The sequence below is a fragment of the Corynebacterium guangdongense genome (assembly GCF_030408915.1).
In the GTDB taxonomy this organism is placed as follows: Bacteria; Actinomycetota; Actinomycetes; order Mycobacteriales; family Mycobacteriaceae; genus Corynebacterium; species Corynebacterium guangdongense.
Window position 1 is genome coordinate 187,181 of the sequence record NZ_CP047654.1, and the last position, 16,093, is coordinate 203,273.

Annotated in this window: 14 protein-coding genes; 6 read left to right on the forward strand and 8 right to left on the reverse strand. The window is 67.8% G+C overall.

What is annotated here, in order from left to right; all coding sequences use genetic code 11:
* The first annotated feature begins 75 nt into the window (after window positions 1–75).
* The 3 genes from CGUA_RS00965 (at window position 76) to CGUA_RS00975 (ending at window position 3,816) form a co-directional block, all read left to right on the forward strand.
* The gene (locus tag CGUA_RS00965) at window positions 76–2,700 is read left to right on the forward strand and encodes a DNA polymerase III subunit gamma and tau (RefSeq protein WP_290196800.1); all 2,625 of its coding nucleotides are present in this window, start codon (window positions 76–78) and stop codon (window positions 2,698–2,700) included.
* Window positions 2,701–2,760: 60 nt separating this feature from the next.
* Entirely contained in the window at window positions 2,761–3,090 is a 330-nt protein-coding gene (locus tag CGUA_RS00970) for a YbaB/EbfC family nucleoid-associated protein (protein ID WP_290196802.1), read from the forward strand.
* Between the two features lie 63 nt (window positions 3,091–3,153).
* Window positions 3,154–3,816, forward strand: a complete 663-nt coding sequence (locus CGUA_RS00975; protein WP_290196804.1) for a recombination mediator RecR — start codon at window positions 3,154–3,156, stop codon at window positions 3,814–3,816.
* Window positions 3,817–3,910: 94 nt separating this feature from the next.
* Here CGUA_RS00975 and CGUA_RS00980 read toward each other — a convergent pair whose 3' ends face one another.
* The 3 genes from CGUA_RS00980 to CGUA_RS00990 are packed head-to-tail and all read right to left on the reverse strand — an operon-like array spanning window position 3,911 to window position 7,168.
* Window positions 3,911–4,672 (reverse strand): type 1 glutamine amidotransferase, encoded by a 762-nt coding sequence (locus tag CGUA_RS00980; RefSeq protein WP_290196806.1) that lies wholly within the window; start codon window positions 4,670–4,672, stop codon window positions 3,911–3,913.
* Window positions 4,665–5,948: a Mur ligase family protein gene (locus CGUA_RS00985; protein ID WP_290196808.1), complete on the reverse strand. Its 1,284-nt coding sequence runs from the start codon at window positions 5,946–5,948 to the stop codon at window positions 4,665–4,667. Before CGUA_RS00985 ends, CGUA_RS00980 begins: the two co-directional genes overlap by 8 nt.
* 17 nt (window positions 5,949–5,965) lie before the next feature.
* Entirely contained in the window at window positions 5,966–7,168 is a 1,203-nt protein-coding gene (locus CGUA_RS00990; protein WP_290196810.1) for an exonuclease domain-containing protein, read from the reverse strand.
* Window positions 7,169–7,226: 58 nt separating this feature from the next.
* Between CGUA_RS00990 and CGUA_RS00995 the strand changes: the two genes are divergently transcribed.
* Window positions 7,227–7,658 (forward strand): hypothetical protein, encoded by a 432-nt coding sequence (locus tag CGUA_RS00995; protein WP_290196812.1) that lies wholly within the window; start codon window positions 7,227–7,229, stop codon window positions 7,656–7,658.
* Between the two features lie 125 nt (window positions 7,659–7,783).
* Here the strand turns inward: CGUA_RS00995 and leuA are convergent, their stop codons facing one another.
* Window positions 7,784–9,604 carry a 2-isopropylmalate synthase gene (gene leuA / locus CGUA_RS01000; protein ID WP_290196814.1) on the reverse strand — a complete coding sequence of 607 codons (1,821 nt, stop codon included), beginning with the start codon at window positions 9,602–9,604 and terminating at the stop codon, window positions 7,784–7,786.
* 208 nt (window positions 9,605–9,812) lie between these two features.
* Window positions 9,813–10,682, reverse strand: coding sequence for a DMT family transporter (locus CGUA_RS01005; protein ID WP_290196817.1), 870 nt, complete (start codon window positions 10,680–10,682; stop codon window positions 9,813–9,815).
* 107 nt (window positions 10,683–10,789) lie between these two features.
* On the opposite strand from CGUA_RS01005, the gene CGUA_RS01010 reads away from it, so the two are divergent.
* Window positions 10,790–12,055, forward strand: coding sequence for an aspartate kinase (locus CGUA_RS01010; protein WP_290196819.1), 1,266 nt, complete (start codon window positions 10,790–10,792; stop codon window positions 12,053–12,055).
* A 48-nt stretch (window positions 12,056–12,103) separates the two neighbouring features.
* Entirely contained in the window at window positions 12,104–13,135 is a 1,032-nt protein-coding gene (locus tag CGUA_RS01015; protein WP_290196821.1) for an aspartate-semialdehyde dehydrogenase, read from the forward strand.
* A gap of 75 nt (window positions 13,136–13,210) precedes the next feature.
* Here CGUA_RS01015 and CGUA_RS01020 read toward each other — a convergent pair whose 3' ends face one another.
* The 3 genes from CGUA_RS01020 to CGUA_RS01030 all read right to left on the reverse strand — a co-directional run bounded on the left by CGUA_RS01020 (window position 13,211) and on the right by CGUA_RS01030 (window position 16,044).
* Window positions 13,211–13,720, reverse strand: coding sequence for a DUF4383 domain-containing protein (locus tag CGUA_RS01020; RefSeq protein ID WP_290196824.1), 510 nt, complete (start codon window positions 13,718–13,720; stop codon window positions 13,211–13,213).
* Window positions 13,721–13,924: 204 nt separating this feature from the next.
* The gene (locus CGUA_RS01025; RefSeq protein ID WP_290196826.1) at window positions 13,925–15,262 is read right to left on the reverse strand and encodes a YkvI family membrane protein; all 1,338 of its coding nucleotides are present in this window, start codon (window positions 15,260–15,262) and stop codon (window positions 13,925–13,927) included.
* Window positions 15,263–15,468: 206 nt separating this feature from the next.
* The gene (locus tag CGUA_RS01030; RefSeq protein ID WP_290196828.1) at window positions 15,469–16,044 is read right to left on the reverse strand and encodes an RNA polymerase sigma factor; all 576 of its coding nucleotides are present in this window, start codon (window positions 16,042–16,044) and stop codon (window positions 15,469–15,471) included.
* Between the last annotated feature and the right edge of the window lie 49 nt (window positions 16,045–16,093).

Consider the following 16,093-nt stretch of genomic DNA (forward strand, 5'->3'; position numbering starts at 1 on the left):
CGGAACGGCTCGCGGCGTCCCGGCCGATCCACTGGCTAATCGATCGTGCCCGGCGGGCCGGGTAGGCTGACACCCGTGGCTCTCTACCGGAAATATCGTCCCGCGACATTCGCAGAACTCATCGGCCAGGAGCAGGTCACCGAACCTCTGTCGGTGGCGCTGGACAATGGCCGGATCAATCACGCCTACCTGTTTTCCGGTCCGCGCGGCTGTGGCAAGACCTCCTCGGCCCGTATCCTCGCCCGTTCCCTGAACTGTGTGGAAGGGCCGACCTCCACCCCCTGCGGAGTGTGCAATTCCTGCGTCTCCCTCGCGCCGGGCGGCCCCGGCAACCTCGACGTCACCGAAATGGACGCGGCCTCCCACCGCGGCGTGGAGGACATGCGCGCGCTGCGTGATCGCGCGATCTACGCGCCGGCGGAGTCCCGGTACCGCGTCTTCATCATCGATGAGGCCCACATGATCACCAACGAGGGTTTCAACGCCCTGCTCAAGATCGTGGAGGAGCCGCCGGCGCACCTCATCTTCATCTTCGCCACCACCGAACCGGACAAGGTCATCCAGACCATCCGATCCCGCACGCACCATTACCCCTTTCGCCTGCTGACGCCGCAGTCGATGAAGCAGCTCGTCTCCTCGGTGGCCGCCGAGGAGGGCGCCCTCATCGAGGAGGCCGTCTATCCACTGCTCATCCAGGCCGGCGGCGGTTCTCCGCGTGACACCCTTTCCGTCCTTGACCAGCTCCTAGCCGGCACCGGCCCCGAGGGCCTGACCTACGAGAAGGCCGTGCCGCTGCTCGGAATCACCGACGCCGGGCTTCTCGACGCCACCGTCGACGCCCTCGCCACCGGCGACGCGGGACGTCTCTTTACTACCATCGACGACGTCATCGAGGCCGGCCACGACCCCCGCCGTTTCGCCCTGGACCTCCTGGATCACTTCCGTGACCTGATGATTCTGGCCTCGGTCCCCAACGCCTTCGAACTGGACCTCGTCACCGCACCTGCCGGGCGTCAGGAAGTGCTCAAACACCAGGCCCAGCAGTTCACCGGCGGCCAGCTCGCGAACCTGGCCACCACCCTCAACGACGGCATCGGCGACCTTCGTGGCGCCACCTCCGCCCGCCTCCTCCTCGAGGTCCTCTTCGGCCACCTCCTCGTCGAATCCCGCCACGCCCCGGCCCCGGTCGCCCCGTCCGGTCGGGACGCCGCCGCCTCCGTGGCCCAGTCCCAGGCGCACGCCGCAGTGGAGTCCGCCGGTGGATCGGCGCAGAACGCTGTCCCCGGGGAATCCGCCGCCGACCGGTGGCTGCGCCAGCGCCGCGAGTCCGGCCCCGCCAGCGCCAAGACCGCCCCGCCCCGGGGAACGCCGCAGGCAGCCGGTCCCGCCCCGGCTCGTCCGGAGCAGCAGCAGGAACCGGACATGCCGCACCAGCCAGACTTCACGCCCGCCCCGGTTCAGCAGGAACCACCGGCCCAGCAGGTCCAGTCAGTCGATCAGATCGTCGATCAGGCTTCGCCGGAGTCCCGTCCGGAACCGCAGGAACCGGACATGCGGCACCAGCCAGACTTCACGCCCGCCCCGGCCCAGCAGGAACCACCCGCCCAGCAGGTCCAGCAGGAGTCTCGCGACGAACCGGGGGCGCCCCAGCCCGAACCCCGCAGGGAACCGGTGGCACCGACAGCCGGCCCGGAGGAGCTGGGGGAGAAGCTGCGCACCGAGTGGGCCACAATCCGCAGGGAGATCATGCAGCGCAACCGCACGGCCGGAATCATGCTTGCCCAGGCCAAGGTTCTCGGTGTCCGGGACGACACTCTCGTGCTCGGGCACAACACCGGGGTGCTTGCGGAGCGTCTGAACACCCCAAGCAACAACGACGACATCGTCGCGGTAGTCAACGACTACGTGCCGCAGCCGTTGCGGGTGGAGTGCGTGATCGGCACGGATCCGGCCGCCGCGGGATTTACCAGGTCGGCCCCGACCAGCGCGGCCTGGTCCCCGACCCGCTCCACCCCGAGGGAAGGCCATGCCGCAGCGACGGGCGGCGATGACGTCCCCGACCCCGCCGAGGAGCCGGAGAGACCCGCTGAGCACGGATCGCGGGAACAGTCGCCGCCGGCTCCTCAGCCGACCGCTCCCGCACCGGCGCCAGAACCGCAGGCGTCGGCATGGCGCTCACCGGCGGCCCTCGGAGGCGAAGCGTCGCAGTCCCAGCCACCGACACCGCCTCAGCCCGAGCAGCCGCCGTCCTCCCGGCAGGCGCCGACCGGGCAGTCGCTGAATCAGGAGCCCGCCGTCCCGGGCTGGCAGGAGGCCGCCCGCCAGGGAACGCAGGCGGCGGCCGAACGTGCCCAGCGCCAGCGGGAAAGCCCCACTTTCGGCAACGGCGTCCCACTGCCGCCGGAGCCGGGGGACATGGCTCCGCCACCGGAGGAGCCTCCGTATGACCCGGCGGAGCTCAGCCAGGCGGCCCCGCAGCGGCCGGCCCCGCAGGCCCAACCCGCCCAGCCGCCCCAGCAGTCGGCTGTCCGGCCGGAACAGCGGGCGTCGGCAAGCGTGCCTCCGGCGGCGCTGAGCCGCGACGAGGAGGAGGAGATGATGCTCAAGCAGGCGCAGGAACCCGGGCAGGCCGATCGTCGCGACGCGATGCAGATTGCCGTGGAGCTTCTTAGCGAGGAACTGGGAGCCAAGCGCGTCTAGCCTGCGTGCTTGTAGACTGGCCGGAAAACTATTCTCACGAATCGCAGGAGTGAACAACACATGAGCCAGCCCGATATGAACGAGATCATCGCCCGCGCCGCCGAGGTCCAGGCGCAGCTGCAGAAGGCCCAGCAGGAGATCGTCGACTCCGAGGTCACCGGCACCGCCGGCAACGGCCTGGTGACGGTGCGGATGACGGGTTCGGCGGTTGTCAAGGACATCAAGATCGACCCCTCCGTCGTCGATCCGGAGGACGTCGAGACCCTCCAGGACCTCATCCTCGGCGCCTACGAGGATGCGCACGCGCAGGCCGGCAAGATCGCCGAGGAGAAGATCGGGCCGTTCGCCCAGGGCGGCGGCGGCGACGCCCTCGGCGGCCTGTTCGGCTAGTCGGGCCCTCAACGCCTATCCTGGAACGGTTACTCAAAGCCGTGAAAGGGTGGGCGCTTTTTAATGTTTGAAGGACCTCTGCAGGACCTCATCGACGAGCTCTCCAGGCTCCCGGGGGTCGGCCCGAAGTCCGCGCAGCGCATCGCGTTCCACCTGCTCAAGGTGGATCCGGAGGACATCGACCGACTGACCGCCGCGCTGGGCGGAGTACGTGACGGGGTGACGTTCTGCCGCATCTGCGCCAACATCTCGCGCGAGGAGGTCTGTCGCATCTGCGCCGACTCCGGCCGCGACCGGGGCCTGATCTGCGTGGTCGAGGAGGCCAAGGACATCCAGGTCATCGAGCGCACCGGTGAATACGGGGGCCGTTACCACGTGCTCGGCGGCGCGCTGGATCCGTTGGCCAACGTCGGGCCGAAGGACCTGACCATCTCGCAGCTGCTGCAGCGCATCGGCGGCGTCCTGCCGGACAGGCAGCTGGCGGATTCCACCCCCGAGCACCCGCTCTACGATTCCACGCCGGACGTCCACGAGGTCATCCTCGCCACCGATCCGAACACCGAGGGCGAGGCGACCGCGTCCTATCTGGCCCGCCTGCTCAAGGACTTCCCGGATCTGCGGGTGTCCCGACTGGCCTCCGGCATGCCGCTGGGCGGCGACCTGGAATTCGTCGACGAGCTGACGCTCTCGCGGGCGCTCTCGGGCCGCCAGACGCTGTCCGGCTAGTCAGGTTCCGCACGCGCGCGGTGCCCGATTCCGCACGGGGGAACCGCGAACTGGGCTTTCGCCCCGGCCGGTGCAGAATCGGGCACCGGTACCTCTAGGCCAGGCGCTCGGCGCGCAGCCGCGTCACTGCCGGGATGTCGAGCGGTTCGAGTTCGGCGAGGGTCTTGCCCATGGCCTTGGCCAGGAGGAGATCCGCCAGCTGCGGGTTACGCGCCAGCGCCGGTCCGTGCATGTAGGTCGCGATGACCGAGCCCTGCACCGCGCCCTCGGAGGAGCGCTGGATCTGGCCGTCACTTTGGGAGATGTCCAGGAACGTGGTGTTGTCCACGTTGCCGGTGCCTTTGACCAGCTTGCCCAGCGGCTTCGCCTCGCGGCCGAGGATGGATGCGCCGAGGTGGTTCTCGAAGCCGGTGAGCTGTTCGGTCAGCTCGGCGGTCCAGCCGGCGCCGGTCGGGTTGGAGACGACCTCGCCGATCGCGCGGGTGGGCATGGCGGCGGTGGTGGCGTCGATCAGCCCCACGCCGTCGTGGACCCTGCCGCCGGCGCGGAAGGACTCGCCGAGGACCTGGAGGCCGGCGCAGATCGCGAAAATGGGGCGTCCGGCCCAGGCGGCACGGGTCAGGCCCTTGTCGGAGATGAGGTGCTCGGCGGCGAGCACCTGCGCGGAATCCTCGCCGCCGCCGATGGTGTAAACGTCGAGGTGCTCCGGGACGGGTTCACCCAGGCCGACGCGGTGAATCTCGGCGGTGTAACCGCGCATGCGGGCGCGCTGGCGCAGCACGAGGGCATTGCCGTCGTCGCCGTAGGTGCCCAGCACGTCCGGCAGAATCAGTCCAATGTGCAGTGACTCAGGCACGGTAATCCTCCTGTTGGGCGAGCGCCTTCTTAAGGTCGCGGAACGCGGTGTAGTTGGCCAGCACCTCGACGCGCCCCGGCGGGCAGGCGCGGATGGCCTTGACGGGATCGGCGATGAGCTGGTGGTCGATGTCGGCGTAGACCAGGCGCACAGAAAGGTCGGTGCCGCGCTCGCCGGAGGCCTTGACCGAGGTGCGGCCGAAATCCTCGAAGCGGACGTCCCACAGCCAGGACAGGTCCTCGCCGTCGGCGACCTGGCCGTTGACGGCGATGACCACGCCGTCGGCACCCCGGTCGATCATGGACAGCGCCTCCTGCCAGCCGGCCGGGTTCTTGGCCAGGAGGAAGTGGACCTCGCGGTCGCCCAGGTGGACGGTGGAGTAGCGCCCGGCGACGTTGTCGACGTCCTCGGCGGCCGCCACGGCGTCCGCGAGCGGCACGTCGAAGCCCTCGACGGCGGCGGCGATGGCCTGGATGGCGTTGCCGCGGTTGGCGCGGCCCGGCAGCTGCAGATCCAGCGGCACCGGCTCCGGAGCCAGGGGCGAGACGACGCCCTCCGGGGTGATGGACCACGACGGGTCCGGGCGACGGAACTCGCGGCCGTCCGGCAGCCGGCGCAGCGCCCACCAGTCGTTCTCGTGGCGCACGACGTGGCCGCCGGTGCGCGGGCAGGTGACCGAGTCACCGAGCCAGCCGGCGCCGGCGGAGACCCAGATGACGTTCTTCGCGTCAAAGGCCACCGAGGTCATGAGCACGTCGTCGCAGTTGGCGATGACGAGCATGTCCGGGTGGGCGGCGACGGCGCCGCGCAGGGCGTTCTCGATCTTGTTGATCTCGCCGACGCGGTCGAGCTGGTCCCGGGAGAGGTTGAGCAGCACCAGGGCCTTCGGGTTGATCTTGTCGGCCACGGCCGGGACGTGCAGCTCGTCGACCTCGAGAACGATGTGGGAGGCGTCCCTGCCGGCCATGAGGGCGGAAATGATGCCGGCGTCCATGTTGTCGCCGCCGTCGTTGGTGGCGACGGTGTATCTGGCGCGCATCGCGGCGGCCAGCATCCGGGTGGTGGTGGACTTGCCGTTGGTGCCGGTGACCAGGACCGCCGGTCGATCGTCGGCGAGGCCGGCCATGATCTGCGGGTCAATCGCGTTGGCGACGAGGCCGCCGATCATGCCGCCCGCGCCACGGCCGGTGGCACGCGAGGCGGCGGTGGCCGCTCTAGCCGCTGTGGTGGCCACGGTGGTGCGCAGCCGTTGCATGCGGTCGGTGAAAGAACTCATGCGCACCAGAGTAGTGCCTAGGACTTGCGCTGCTCCGGATTGTCCTTAACACGTTCGACCGCGTCCATGAAGGCGGTGTCGGCCATGAGGGGGATGCCCTTGCGATGGGCGTGCATGCCCTTGCCGTCCAGGGTCGGATCGCCGGGGGTGCGGTTGCACACGACGAGGGAGGTCTCCCGGGTGAGCTTTTCCGAGTAGACCAGCCCCTCGCGCACGGCGGCGGCGATGACGTCATTGGGATCCATCTCGATCTCCGGGGCGACGACGATCTCCATGCCCCGGATCAGGTTCTTGCCCGGTTCGTGGCGGCCGGGGTTGGGGTAGGGCCGGGGCGCCTCGACGGCGTCGACGCGCACGTGGGAGCGCTGCAGGCCGAAGCGGTCCGCACGCAGGTCCTGCGGGGAACGGGCGGCCATCTCACCGGCGGCGCGTTCGGCGAGGTAGAGCTCGCGCAGCAGGAGCGTCGACTCCCGGGCGACGTCCGCGGCGGGGTGGTTCGCGCGCGCCACCGACGCCTTCGGCGAGGCGGCCTCAATGCCGAAGTGACCGGCCACGGCCGCCAGGCGGGTGTCGTCCAGGGGCACCCCCTGCCGACGCGCGCTCACCAGCGTGTCCACGATCTGCACCGGGCGCGGGACGTGCCCCACACGCTGTCGACGGCGGCCCCGACCCCGTCCGCGACCACGGGAACGGTTCGCCCGGGCGGCGGCGTTCATCGCGCGACGGGCCTCGGACACGACGAACCCCCAGGTTCGCGCCGCGTTGTGGACGACGAGGGTGCGGTCGTCGATGAACCGGTCCAACGTCTTGAGCACCTGCGAAAAACGTCGCCCCTCGGCGACCTCCTCATGGGTCAACCCGTGCTGATGCACTGGACCCGGGTCCGCGTCCGGCCCCGGGTTGATCACCATGTGCTGGCTCTCGCCGACCTCGCCCTCATCATTGAAGGTGAGGACGTCCAGGCTGATGAGCCTGCTTGTCGACGGATGAATGCCACTCGAGTGAGCCACCAACGCGACGTAGGGGAAGGCCTCGACGGCCTCCAGCCGCTGCGCCTCCCGGGCTTCGGCGGCCTCACGACCGGCGCGCGCACGCTCTTCCTGCCCGCCCTGCTCCGCGTCGCCGGCCTGGTCCTCGGCTTGGTCGCCGGCCTGGTCGGTGGCCCTGTCCTCGGCCAGAGCGGTGTACTCGTCATCGAGGTTCGAGCTGCGTGTGGTCATTACCCCATAGTAGAACAGTGTCCGGCATACGCCGCGACCGGGCATTATGATCACCGGCATGTCCACAGACGCACCTCAGATCACCCCCCTGACCGATGACGAGCAGTCCTGGCTGACCGAGCGGCTCGCCGCCGCCCAGGAGGCCGGCCTGCTGGCCGATCCCCAGCTGCTCGCCGACTCCTTCGACACCAGCCGCGATGATTTCCACGCCCGCCCGGAACATGAGCGCGGCGACGCCTCCATGCTGGTCAACATCTACTCGGCGGCCTTCGGCGAACACTTCTCCCGCGTGTACGGACTGCAGTGGTGCATCGTGACGGCGGGGGAGAACGCCGAAATCGGACTCTTCGACCCCGCCTCTGAATCAGTGCTGCTTCCCCTGGCGACCGTCGCCGGCCGCTGGACCGACCCCGGCATGCGCCCGATGGCGGACCTCATCGCCCAGACGCAGACCTCGCTGGAGAGTATGGGGGCCGTGGCGCAGGCGTAACCGCCACGTTCCCCGGCCCCTTTCCTTGAACGGTCTCGCCATTACGGGGTACTCGGTTCAGGGAACGCCGGAAAACACCACAGGACCCCGGCCTGGACCGGGGCCCCGCACCGTCCAGGTCCGGACTACATGTCCGCGGCGCGGTTGACCGCGGAGGTGATCGCCTTGAAGGAGGCGTAGGTGGTGGAGCCGGCGATGCCGACGCCCCAGACCAGCGCACCGTCGACGGCGGCGTGGATGTAGCAGGCGGCCTCGGCGTCGTCGCCGGCGGCGCGGGACTGCTGGGAGTAGTTCTGGACCTCGACGTCGACGCCGATCTTCTCCAGGGCGTTGGCGTAGGCGGCGATGGGGCCGTTGCCGACGCCCTCCAGCACCTGACGCTCGCCCTTGTAGACGACCTCGGCGACGACGGTGGCGTTCTCGTCCTCGGTCTCGGCGTTCTTCACGCGCACGGAGACCTGCTCCAAGGGCTCCTCGACGTCGAGGTACTCGGCGGCGAAGATGTCCCACATGTTCTTGGAGTTGACCTCGCCGCCCTGCGAGTCGGTGATGTTCTGGACGACGGCGGAGAACTCCGGCTGCATGGCCTTGGGCAGGTCGATGCCATGGTCGGTCTTCATGATGTAGGCGACGCCGCCCTTGCCGGACTGGGAGTTGACGCGAATGACGGCCTCGTAGGAGCGGCCCACGTCCTTCGGATCGATCGGCAGGTACGGGACCTCCCAGGTGGTCTCGCGCAGCTCTTCCCAGGTGACCTCCGTGGAGTCGGCGCCCGGCTTGACCTGTGCGGCCATGGCGTCGAGGCCCTTGTTGACGGCGTCCTGGTGAGAACCGGAGAAGGCGGTGAAGACCAGTTCGCCGCCGTAGGGGTGGCGCTCCGGCACACGCAGCTGGTTGCAGTACTCGACGGTCTCCCGGATCTTGTTGATGTTGGAGAAGTCGATCTGCGGGTCGACGCCCTGGGTGAGCATGTTCAGTCCCAGGGTGATCAGGTCCACGTTGCCGGTGCGCTCGCCGTTGCCGAAGAGACAGCCCTCAATGCGGTCGGCCCCGGCCAGGTAGCCCAGCTCAGCGGCGGCGACGCCCTCACCACGGTCGTTGTGCGGGTGCAGGGACAGGATGATGGAGTCACGCTTGGCGAAGTTGCGGTGCATCCACTCGATCTGGTCGGCGTAGATGTTCGGGGTGATCATCTCCACCGTGGAGGGCAGGTTGATGATCATCGGGTTCTCCGGGGTCGCCTCCATGATGTCGACGACGGCGTCACAGACCTCCAGCGCGAACTCACGCTCAGTGCCGGTGAAGGACTCCGGGGAGTACTGCCAGCGCCAGTTGGTGTCCGGGTAGTCGGGGGCGATGGACTTGATCAGCTCGGCGGCGTCGGTGGCCAGCTTCTTGATCTCCGGCTTGTCCTTCCGGAACACCACGCGTCGCTGCAGGCGGGAGGTGGAGTTGTAGAAGTGGACGATGACGTTCTTGGCGCCGGCGCAGGCCTCGAAGGTGCGGCGGATGAGGTGCTCACGCGCCTGGACCAGCACCTGGATGGTGACGTCGTCCGGGATCATGTCCTTTTCGATGATCTCGCGCACGAAATCGAAGTCGGTCTGGGAGGCGGACGGGAAACCGACCTCGATCTCCTTGTATCCCATCTTGACCAGCAGCTCGAACATGCGGCGCTTGCGCTCGGGGCTCATCGGGTCGATCAGCGCCTGGTTGCCGTCGCGCAGGTCGACGGCGCACCACTGCGGTGCGGAGGTGATCTTCTTGTCGGGCCAGGTGCGGTCGGGCAGCTCCACCTCTTCCACCTCCTGGGCGAAGCTCAGGTAGCGGTCATGGGGCATCTGGGAGGGACGCTGCTTGTTCCAGGACGGCTGGTCGGCCGGGATGTCCCCGGAGGGGGTCTGAATCTCGGCGGGTGCGGAAATGAAAGCGTCGTTCGGGCTCATGGCGAGGTTTCCTTCTTCTCATCGGTTCTGCCCGTTCAAGGTTAGGGCATTAACTCAGGTCCACGGCCGGCGACGCAAAGTCCGCGACGGGGTGCCGGCCGTGTGAACTATGCCTGAGCCCCGCCGCGTGTAAGAAGGAGGTTCCCGAACGCGTGCAGCATGTGAGCAACCTTACCCAAGTCACCCCAGGCTTGTCGACGCGCGCAACTCAGGGGGTGGCGGTGATTTTCCGGGAGGGCTGCGACAACTGCCAGGTGGCCGCAAACATCGCGGCCACCGACGTGGCCAGGACCGTCCAGCCGAGGAGGCTGTCGACCTGGAATCTTTCCCCGAGCACGACGTAGCCCAGGGTGAAGGCCACGATGGGTTCGCCGATGGTCATGGCCGGCAGCGACTGCTCCAGTGGCCCCGCGTGGAAGGAGTACTGCTGCACGGCGGTGCCGACGGTCGCCCCGAGAATGAGGCCGTAGGTCTCCCAGCTGGTGATGACGCCCAGGGCCCCCTCGGAGGTCGCGATGTCCACGAAGGCCTTCGACAGAACCGCGACGTATCCGAACAGCGCGCCGGTGACCAGGCCGAGGACCAGTGCTTTTCGACGTGAGGGCTGGGTGCCGGCGAACCAGGCCATGACGACCAGGACGGCCCCGCCGATGACGATGGAGCCGATCCACCGGAACAGGGAGGCGCCCTCGGTGCCGGCGGTGGGGCGCCCCACCAGCAGCAGCAGGGTCACCGCGGACGAGAGGATGATCGCCCACATGATTTCGAATCGGCTCAGGGCGCGGTTCTGCATCCGGGCGGCCAGCAGCATCGTGAACATGAGTGAGAGTACGAGGACCGGCTGGACGATGAGCAGGGCGCCGAAGGACAGGGCCACGATCTGCAGGGCGTAGCCGAGGAGCGCCGTCGTCAGGCCGGCCCACCACAGAGGGTTGCGGGCCGCCGCCATCAGCGGGGAGCCGTCGATGGTCCCGTCGAGCGGCGCGGCTTTGACGATGCGGTGCCGCACGACTGTTCCCCAGGCAATGGTCAGCGCGGAGGCGAGCGCGAAGGCGATTGCGAGGAGAGAGTTCGTCACGGCAATACCTTAACCCCCGGATCCTCGTGCAGAGGATGTCGGACCCGGGCGGTACGATGGTCGAGGAAACGATTGACCATCGCCAACTTACGAAAGGTGGGCCCAGCGTGGCTCTGATCGTACAAAAGTACGGAGGCTCTTCCCTTGAGAGTGCGGAGCGTATCCGCGCAGTGGCCGAGAGGATCGTCGCGACCAAGAAAGCCGGCAACGACGTCGTTGTCGTGTGCTCGGCCATGGGCGACACCACCGATGAACTGCTCGACCTGGCCCAGCAGGTCAACCCTGTCCCGCCGGCACGCGAGATGGACATGCTCCTGACCGCAGGTGAGCGCATCTCCAACGCCCTGGTCGCCATGGCCATCGAGTCCTTCGGCGCCAAGGCACAGTCCTTCACCGGCTCCCAGGCCGGCGTCCTGACCACCGAGCGCCACGGCAACGCCCGCATCATCGACGTCACCCCGGGCCGCATCCGTGACGCGCTGGACGAGGGCAACATCTGTATCGTCGCCGGTTTCCAGGGAGTCAACAAGACCACCCGCGACGTCACCACCCTGGGCCGCGGAGGCTCCGACACCACCGCCGTGGCCCTGGCGGCGGCGCTCGACGCCGACGTCTGCGAGATCTACTCCGACGTCGACGGCGTGTACACCGCCGACCCCCGCATCGTTCCGGACGCCCAGAAGCTGGAGAAGCTCTCCTTCGAGGAGATGCTCGAGCTGGCGGCGTCGGGAAGCAAGATTCTGGTCCTGCGCAGCGTCGAGTACGCCCGCGCTTTCAACGTGCCCCTGCGGGTACGCTCGTCTTACAGCAACGACACCGGTACCCTCGTGTCCGGATCAATGGAGGATATCCCCGTGGAAGAAGCAGTCCTGTCCGGCGTAGCCACCGACAAGTCCGAGGCGAAGGTCACCCTCAACGGCGTCAAGGACGCGCCGGGCGAGGCGGCCAAGATCTTCCGTGCGCTCGCCGACGCCGAACTCAACATCGACATGGTTGTCCAGAACGTCTCCTCTGTCGTCGACGGCACCACCGACATCACCTTCACCGTCCCGCGCGCCGACGGCCCGCGCGCGGTCGAGCTGCTGGAGAAGCTCCGTGACGGCGCCGAGGGCACCGCGGTGCTCTACGACGACCAGATCGGCAAGGTTTCCCTGGTCGGCGCCGGCATGAAGTCCCATCCGGGCGTCACCGCCGAGTTCGCCGAGGCGCTTCGCGACGCGAACATCAACATCGAGATGATCACCACCTCCGAGATCCGCATCACCGCGGTCGTCCGCGAGAAGGACCTCGACGATGCCACCCGCGCCATCCACGCGAAGTTCCAGCTCGGTGGCGACGAGGCCGCCACCGTCTACGCGGGCACCGGGCGGTAGCGCTGGCGCGCTACCGCGGATAACAGACACAACTTAAGGAGTAATTTCATGACCACCATCGCAGTCGTCGGAGCAACGGGCCAGGTCGGCCAGGTTATGCGTTCCATCCTCGAGAAGCGTGAGTTCCCGGCGGACAAGGTGCGTTTCTTCTCCTCGCCGCGCTCCGCCGGCACCGAGCTGGAGTTCAAGGGCGAGACCATCGTCGTCGAGGACCTGACCCAGCAGACCGAGGACTCCCTGCAGGGCATCGACATCGCGCTGTTCTCCGCGGGTGGCGGCACCTCCAAGGAGTGGGCGCCGGTCTTCGCCGCCGCCGGCGCGAAGGTGGTCGACAACTCCTCGGCATGGCGCAAGGACCCGGCCGTCCCGCTGATCGTCTCCGAGGTCAACGGTGACGCCAGGTCGGGTGCGGAGAAGGGCATCATCGCCAACCCGAACTGCACCACCATGGCCGCGATGCCGGTCATGTCCGTGCTGAACCAGGTCGCTGGCCTGAAGAAGATGCACGTCTCCTCCTACCAGGCAGTCTCCGGTTCCGGCCTCGCCGGCGTGGAGACCCTGGCCAAGCAGGTCGCGGCCGTCGGTGACAAGAACGTCGAACTGACCTACGACGGTTCCGTGCTCGAGGTCGAGGATTTCGGCCCCTACGTCGCGCCGATCGCCTTCAACGCCGTCCCGTTCGCCGGCAACCTCGTCGACGACGGCTCCCTCGAGACCGACGAGGAGCAGAAGCTGCGTGACGAGTCCCGCAAGATCCTCGGCCTGCCGGATCTGCGCGTCTCCGCCACCTGCGTGCGCATCCCGGTCTTCACCGGCCACACCATGACGATCCACGCCGAGTTCGAGAACCCGATCACCCCGGCCCAGGCCGAGGAGGCCCTCGGCAAGGCCGCCGGCGTCAAGATCGTCGACGTCCCGACCCCGCTGGCTGCCGCCGGCATCGACGAGTCCCTGGTCGGCCGCATCCGCCAGGACCAGACCGTCGACGACAACAAGGGCCTGGTGCTCGTCGTCTCCGGCGACAACCTGCGCAAGGGTGCCGCTCTGAACACCGTGCAGATCGCGGAGCTGCTGGTGTAGTTCGCTCATGAGCAATCCCCTCGGCGGTCGACCGCCGAGGGGAGCCGTGTTTTCCGGGGTGGTTGACGTCGCGGGCTAGGGTTTCCGGGTGCGCTCCTCCCGGAGGCGGTGCTCCTCACTGGGAGTATGCGGCAGGAAGGACAGGGCCACCATTGTGGCGCCCAGGCCCAGGTGCAGCCAGTTGTTGGCCTCGCTGAGCGGAACAAAGTTGGCCGCGGAATCAAAATCCACGAACAGCCCGTAAAGCCACAGGGCGAGGTAGAGGATTCCGCCCCACCGCAGGAAGTTGCGGGCGCCGGAAAGGGAGCGGAACAGTGCCAGGCCGACGGCACCGAAAAGCAGGTGGACCGCATTGTGCAGAACAGAGACGTGGAAGACTCCGAGCAGCATGGCCTGACTGTCGTGGCCAAACCACCGCAGAGAGTCGTAGCTGGTCGTGAGCCCCGGGATGAATCCCGCGACGCCCACCAACAGGAAGGCGACGGCGTACACCAGGGCGATGATCTGAACGGGGGAGAACCGGGCGGTGGTGTCGGGCACGGGGTCGGTGCCGGTTCGGGCGTGGGGTCGGTTGGCGGTTGTCATTGCTCTCAGCTTTCTTCTCGGACGATCGGGGAATCGACGCGGGTAGAGTGCGAGCCGGCAAAGAGGCACACGCTGTGCAGGAGGGAGGGCGACGGAAACATGGACGTGCGCCTGCGTAGGATCGCTGCCTCCACCTCAAAGGCTAGCCAGTCAGGACAGGGCCATCAACGGCCTTTACGGCTTTGTTAGGTCGCGGAATCCGCCTCAGGAGGCTCCGGGCGTCTGGTCCTCGTCCGGAGTGACAGGGTCGATGTGCTCCACGTAGACGACCGAGCCCTGCGGATCCTCCCGGTCCCAGTCGAGGGTCTCGTCGGCCTCGAGCTCGTCGTGGATCACGTCCTCCAGTTGCTCGGTCAGCTTCTGGTCGGTGATGTTGGATTCGGCGGTCAGTCTGGCGAGTTCGCGCTGATTGCGCTTGGAGAAGCGCAGGCGGGGATCCATCCGGCGTCGGGTCAGGTCCATGGCGCGGACGCGGCGTCGCCCCTCGGCCCGCAGCTTGGAGCCGCCGCGCAGCCAGGCGGCGGCGAGGACGACGATCATGAGGATGCCCAGGTAACCCAAGGCCGGGTAGACGTAGGAGACCAGGTTCTCGAACCCGAAGAATGACAGGACAAAGCCGACGAGGCAGGCGGTGATGAAGACGGCGGGGTAGCGCTCCCGGTGGTTGCGGGTCAGGCGCTTGCCGAGGGCGTAGAACATGCCGATGGCGGTGTTGTAGATCATGCCGAAGACGATGAAAGTCATGGCGAGGCCGAGCCAGGGGTGAATGTCGTTGATCAGCTCGAGCACCGGCAAGGCCGCGCCGCTGACGGTCTCCACCTGAAGGAAGAGCGCGAGGACGAGCAGGAGCAGCATGACCAGGAAGAACATCCCGCCGAGCAGGCCGCCCAGGCCGGCGGCGCGGGTGTCGATGAAGTTTCCGCCGATGACGATCGCCATGGACACTGCGGTCATCACGCACAGGCCGACGTAATTGAGGGCGGACATCCACCAGTTCGGCAGGGTGGTCTGGACGTCCTGGGCGGCGAGGTTGAGCTCCGCCCAGTTGTACTCGGAGGTGGCCAGCGTCCAGATCGTCACGAAGAGGATGAACACGATGACGAACGGGGTGATGGTGCCGATGACCATCGTCACCTTGTTCACGTCCATCAGGCCGGTCACGATCACCAGGGCCAGCATGATCAGTGCGCCGACCCAGGTGGGCCAGCCGAACTGCTGGTTGAGGTTGGACCCGCCGCCGGCGAACATGACGAAACCGATGGCGAAGAGTGTCACGATGGTCGCGGTATCGAGGATCCGCGCGACCACGCGGTGGGAGAGGCGGGAGAGGACCGCGGTGTGTTCCTTGGCCTGGAAGTAGCTGCCGAACTGGAGGATGGCGATGCCGGAGATCATCATGAGCGCCGAGGCGAGGACGGCGCCGAGGACGCCCCAGGTGCCGAAGGCCACGAAGAACTGCAGCGCTTCCTGGCCTGATGCGAATCCGGCTCCGACGATGACGCCGGTGAAGGCCATCGCGATACCTAGGGCCTGTCTGAGCATGGGGTGGTTCGCCTCCTGGTCTTTACGTGAATATGGGCGGTGTCCGGCCCACATCTTTCCCACCAGTTAAAGGACGCGGGGTGACTATCGCTAATGGATTGCGGCTCGCACATGTCGCGGGAGAGTAGTCCGCGTCCGGAAAAGCCGAGGTGGCCAAAAGGAATGCCCAACACATAACAAAGTGGTCACAAATCGCCTGTCGGGTCCTACCGGCCGGGGGACTGGTCCTCCGTGGCGTCGATTATTTCCTTGCGGGCGCGGGCGACACGGGAGCGGATTGTGCCCACGCGCACGCCGGCGATGCGGGCGGCCTCCTCGTAGGTGTACCCGAGGATTTGCGTGAGGATCAGGGCTTCGCGACGTTCGGACGGCAGGGCGTCGATAAGCGCGCGGGCGTCCATCCAGTCGGCCCAGGCGGCGGGGTCCGCGCCGGCGACGGTGGTTTCGGAGGCCGCATCATCGTATTCGGTGACGGATTTCCGGGGCCGGGCGCGTTCATGGCGGATATTGTCCACCCAGACGCGGCGGGCCAGGGAAAGGAGCCAGGTGCGGGCGGAGGAGCGGGCCGCGAAGCGGGGCAGCGCGCTCATGACGCGCAGGTAGGTCTCCTGCGTGAGATCGTCGGCGAGCTCCCTGCCCGCCAGGTGGGCCAGGAGCCGCCAGACGTCGTCCTGGGTGGCCCTGATGAACTCCGTCAGCGCCGCGCGGTCGCCTCGGCCGGCGCGCAACGCAAGGTCGGTGACGCGCTCGTCGTCACGGCCTGTTGCGGGGGAGTTGCTCACAAAAGTACAGGTTAGCAGGAGCAAATGCGCTGGCAGACGGAATGCAGGG

What these genes read in the sequence shown, in the direction of transcription:
- CGUA_RS00970 (WP_290196802.1), top strand. Translation starts at nt 2,761, where the DNA reads ATGAGCCAGCCCGATATGAACGAGATCATCGCCCGCGCCGCCGAGGTC.
- CGUA_RS00975 (WP_290196804.1), top strand. Translation starts at nt 3,154, where the DNA reads ATGTTTGAAGGACCTCTGCAGGACCTCATCGACGAGCTCTCCAGGCTC.
- CGUA_RS00985 (WP_290196808.1), bottom strand. Translation starts at nt 5,948, where the DNA reads ATGAGTTCTTTCACCGACCGCATGCAACGGCTGCGCACCACCGTGGCC.
- CGUA_RS00990 (WP_290196810.1), bottom strand. Translation starts at nt 7,168, where the DNA reads ATGACCACACGCAGCTCGAACCTCGATGACGAGTACACCGCTCTGGCC.
- CGUA_RS00995 (WP_290196812.1), top strand. Translation starts at nt 7,227, where the DNA reads ATGTCCACAGACGCACCTCAGATCACCCCCCTGACCGATGACGAGCAG.
- leuA (WP_290196814.1), bottom strand. Translation starts at nt 9,604, where the DNA reads ATGAGCCCGAACGACGCTTTCATTTCCGCACCCGCCGAGATTCAGACC.
- CGUA_RS01015 (WP_290196821.1), top strand. Translation starts at nt 12,104, where the DNA reads ATGACCACCATCGCAGTCGTCGGAGCAACGGGCCAGGTCGGCCAGGTT.
- CGUA_RS01020 (WP_290196824.1), bottom strand. Translation starts at nt 13,720, where the DNA reads ATGACAACCGCCAACCGACCCCACGCCCGAACCGGCACCGACCCCGTG.
- CGUA_RS01025 (WP_290196826.1), bottom strand. Translation starts at nt 15,262, where the DNA reads ATGCTCAGACAGGCCCTAGGTATCGCGATGGCCTTCACCGGCGTCATC.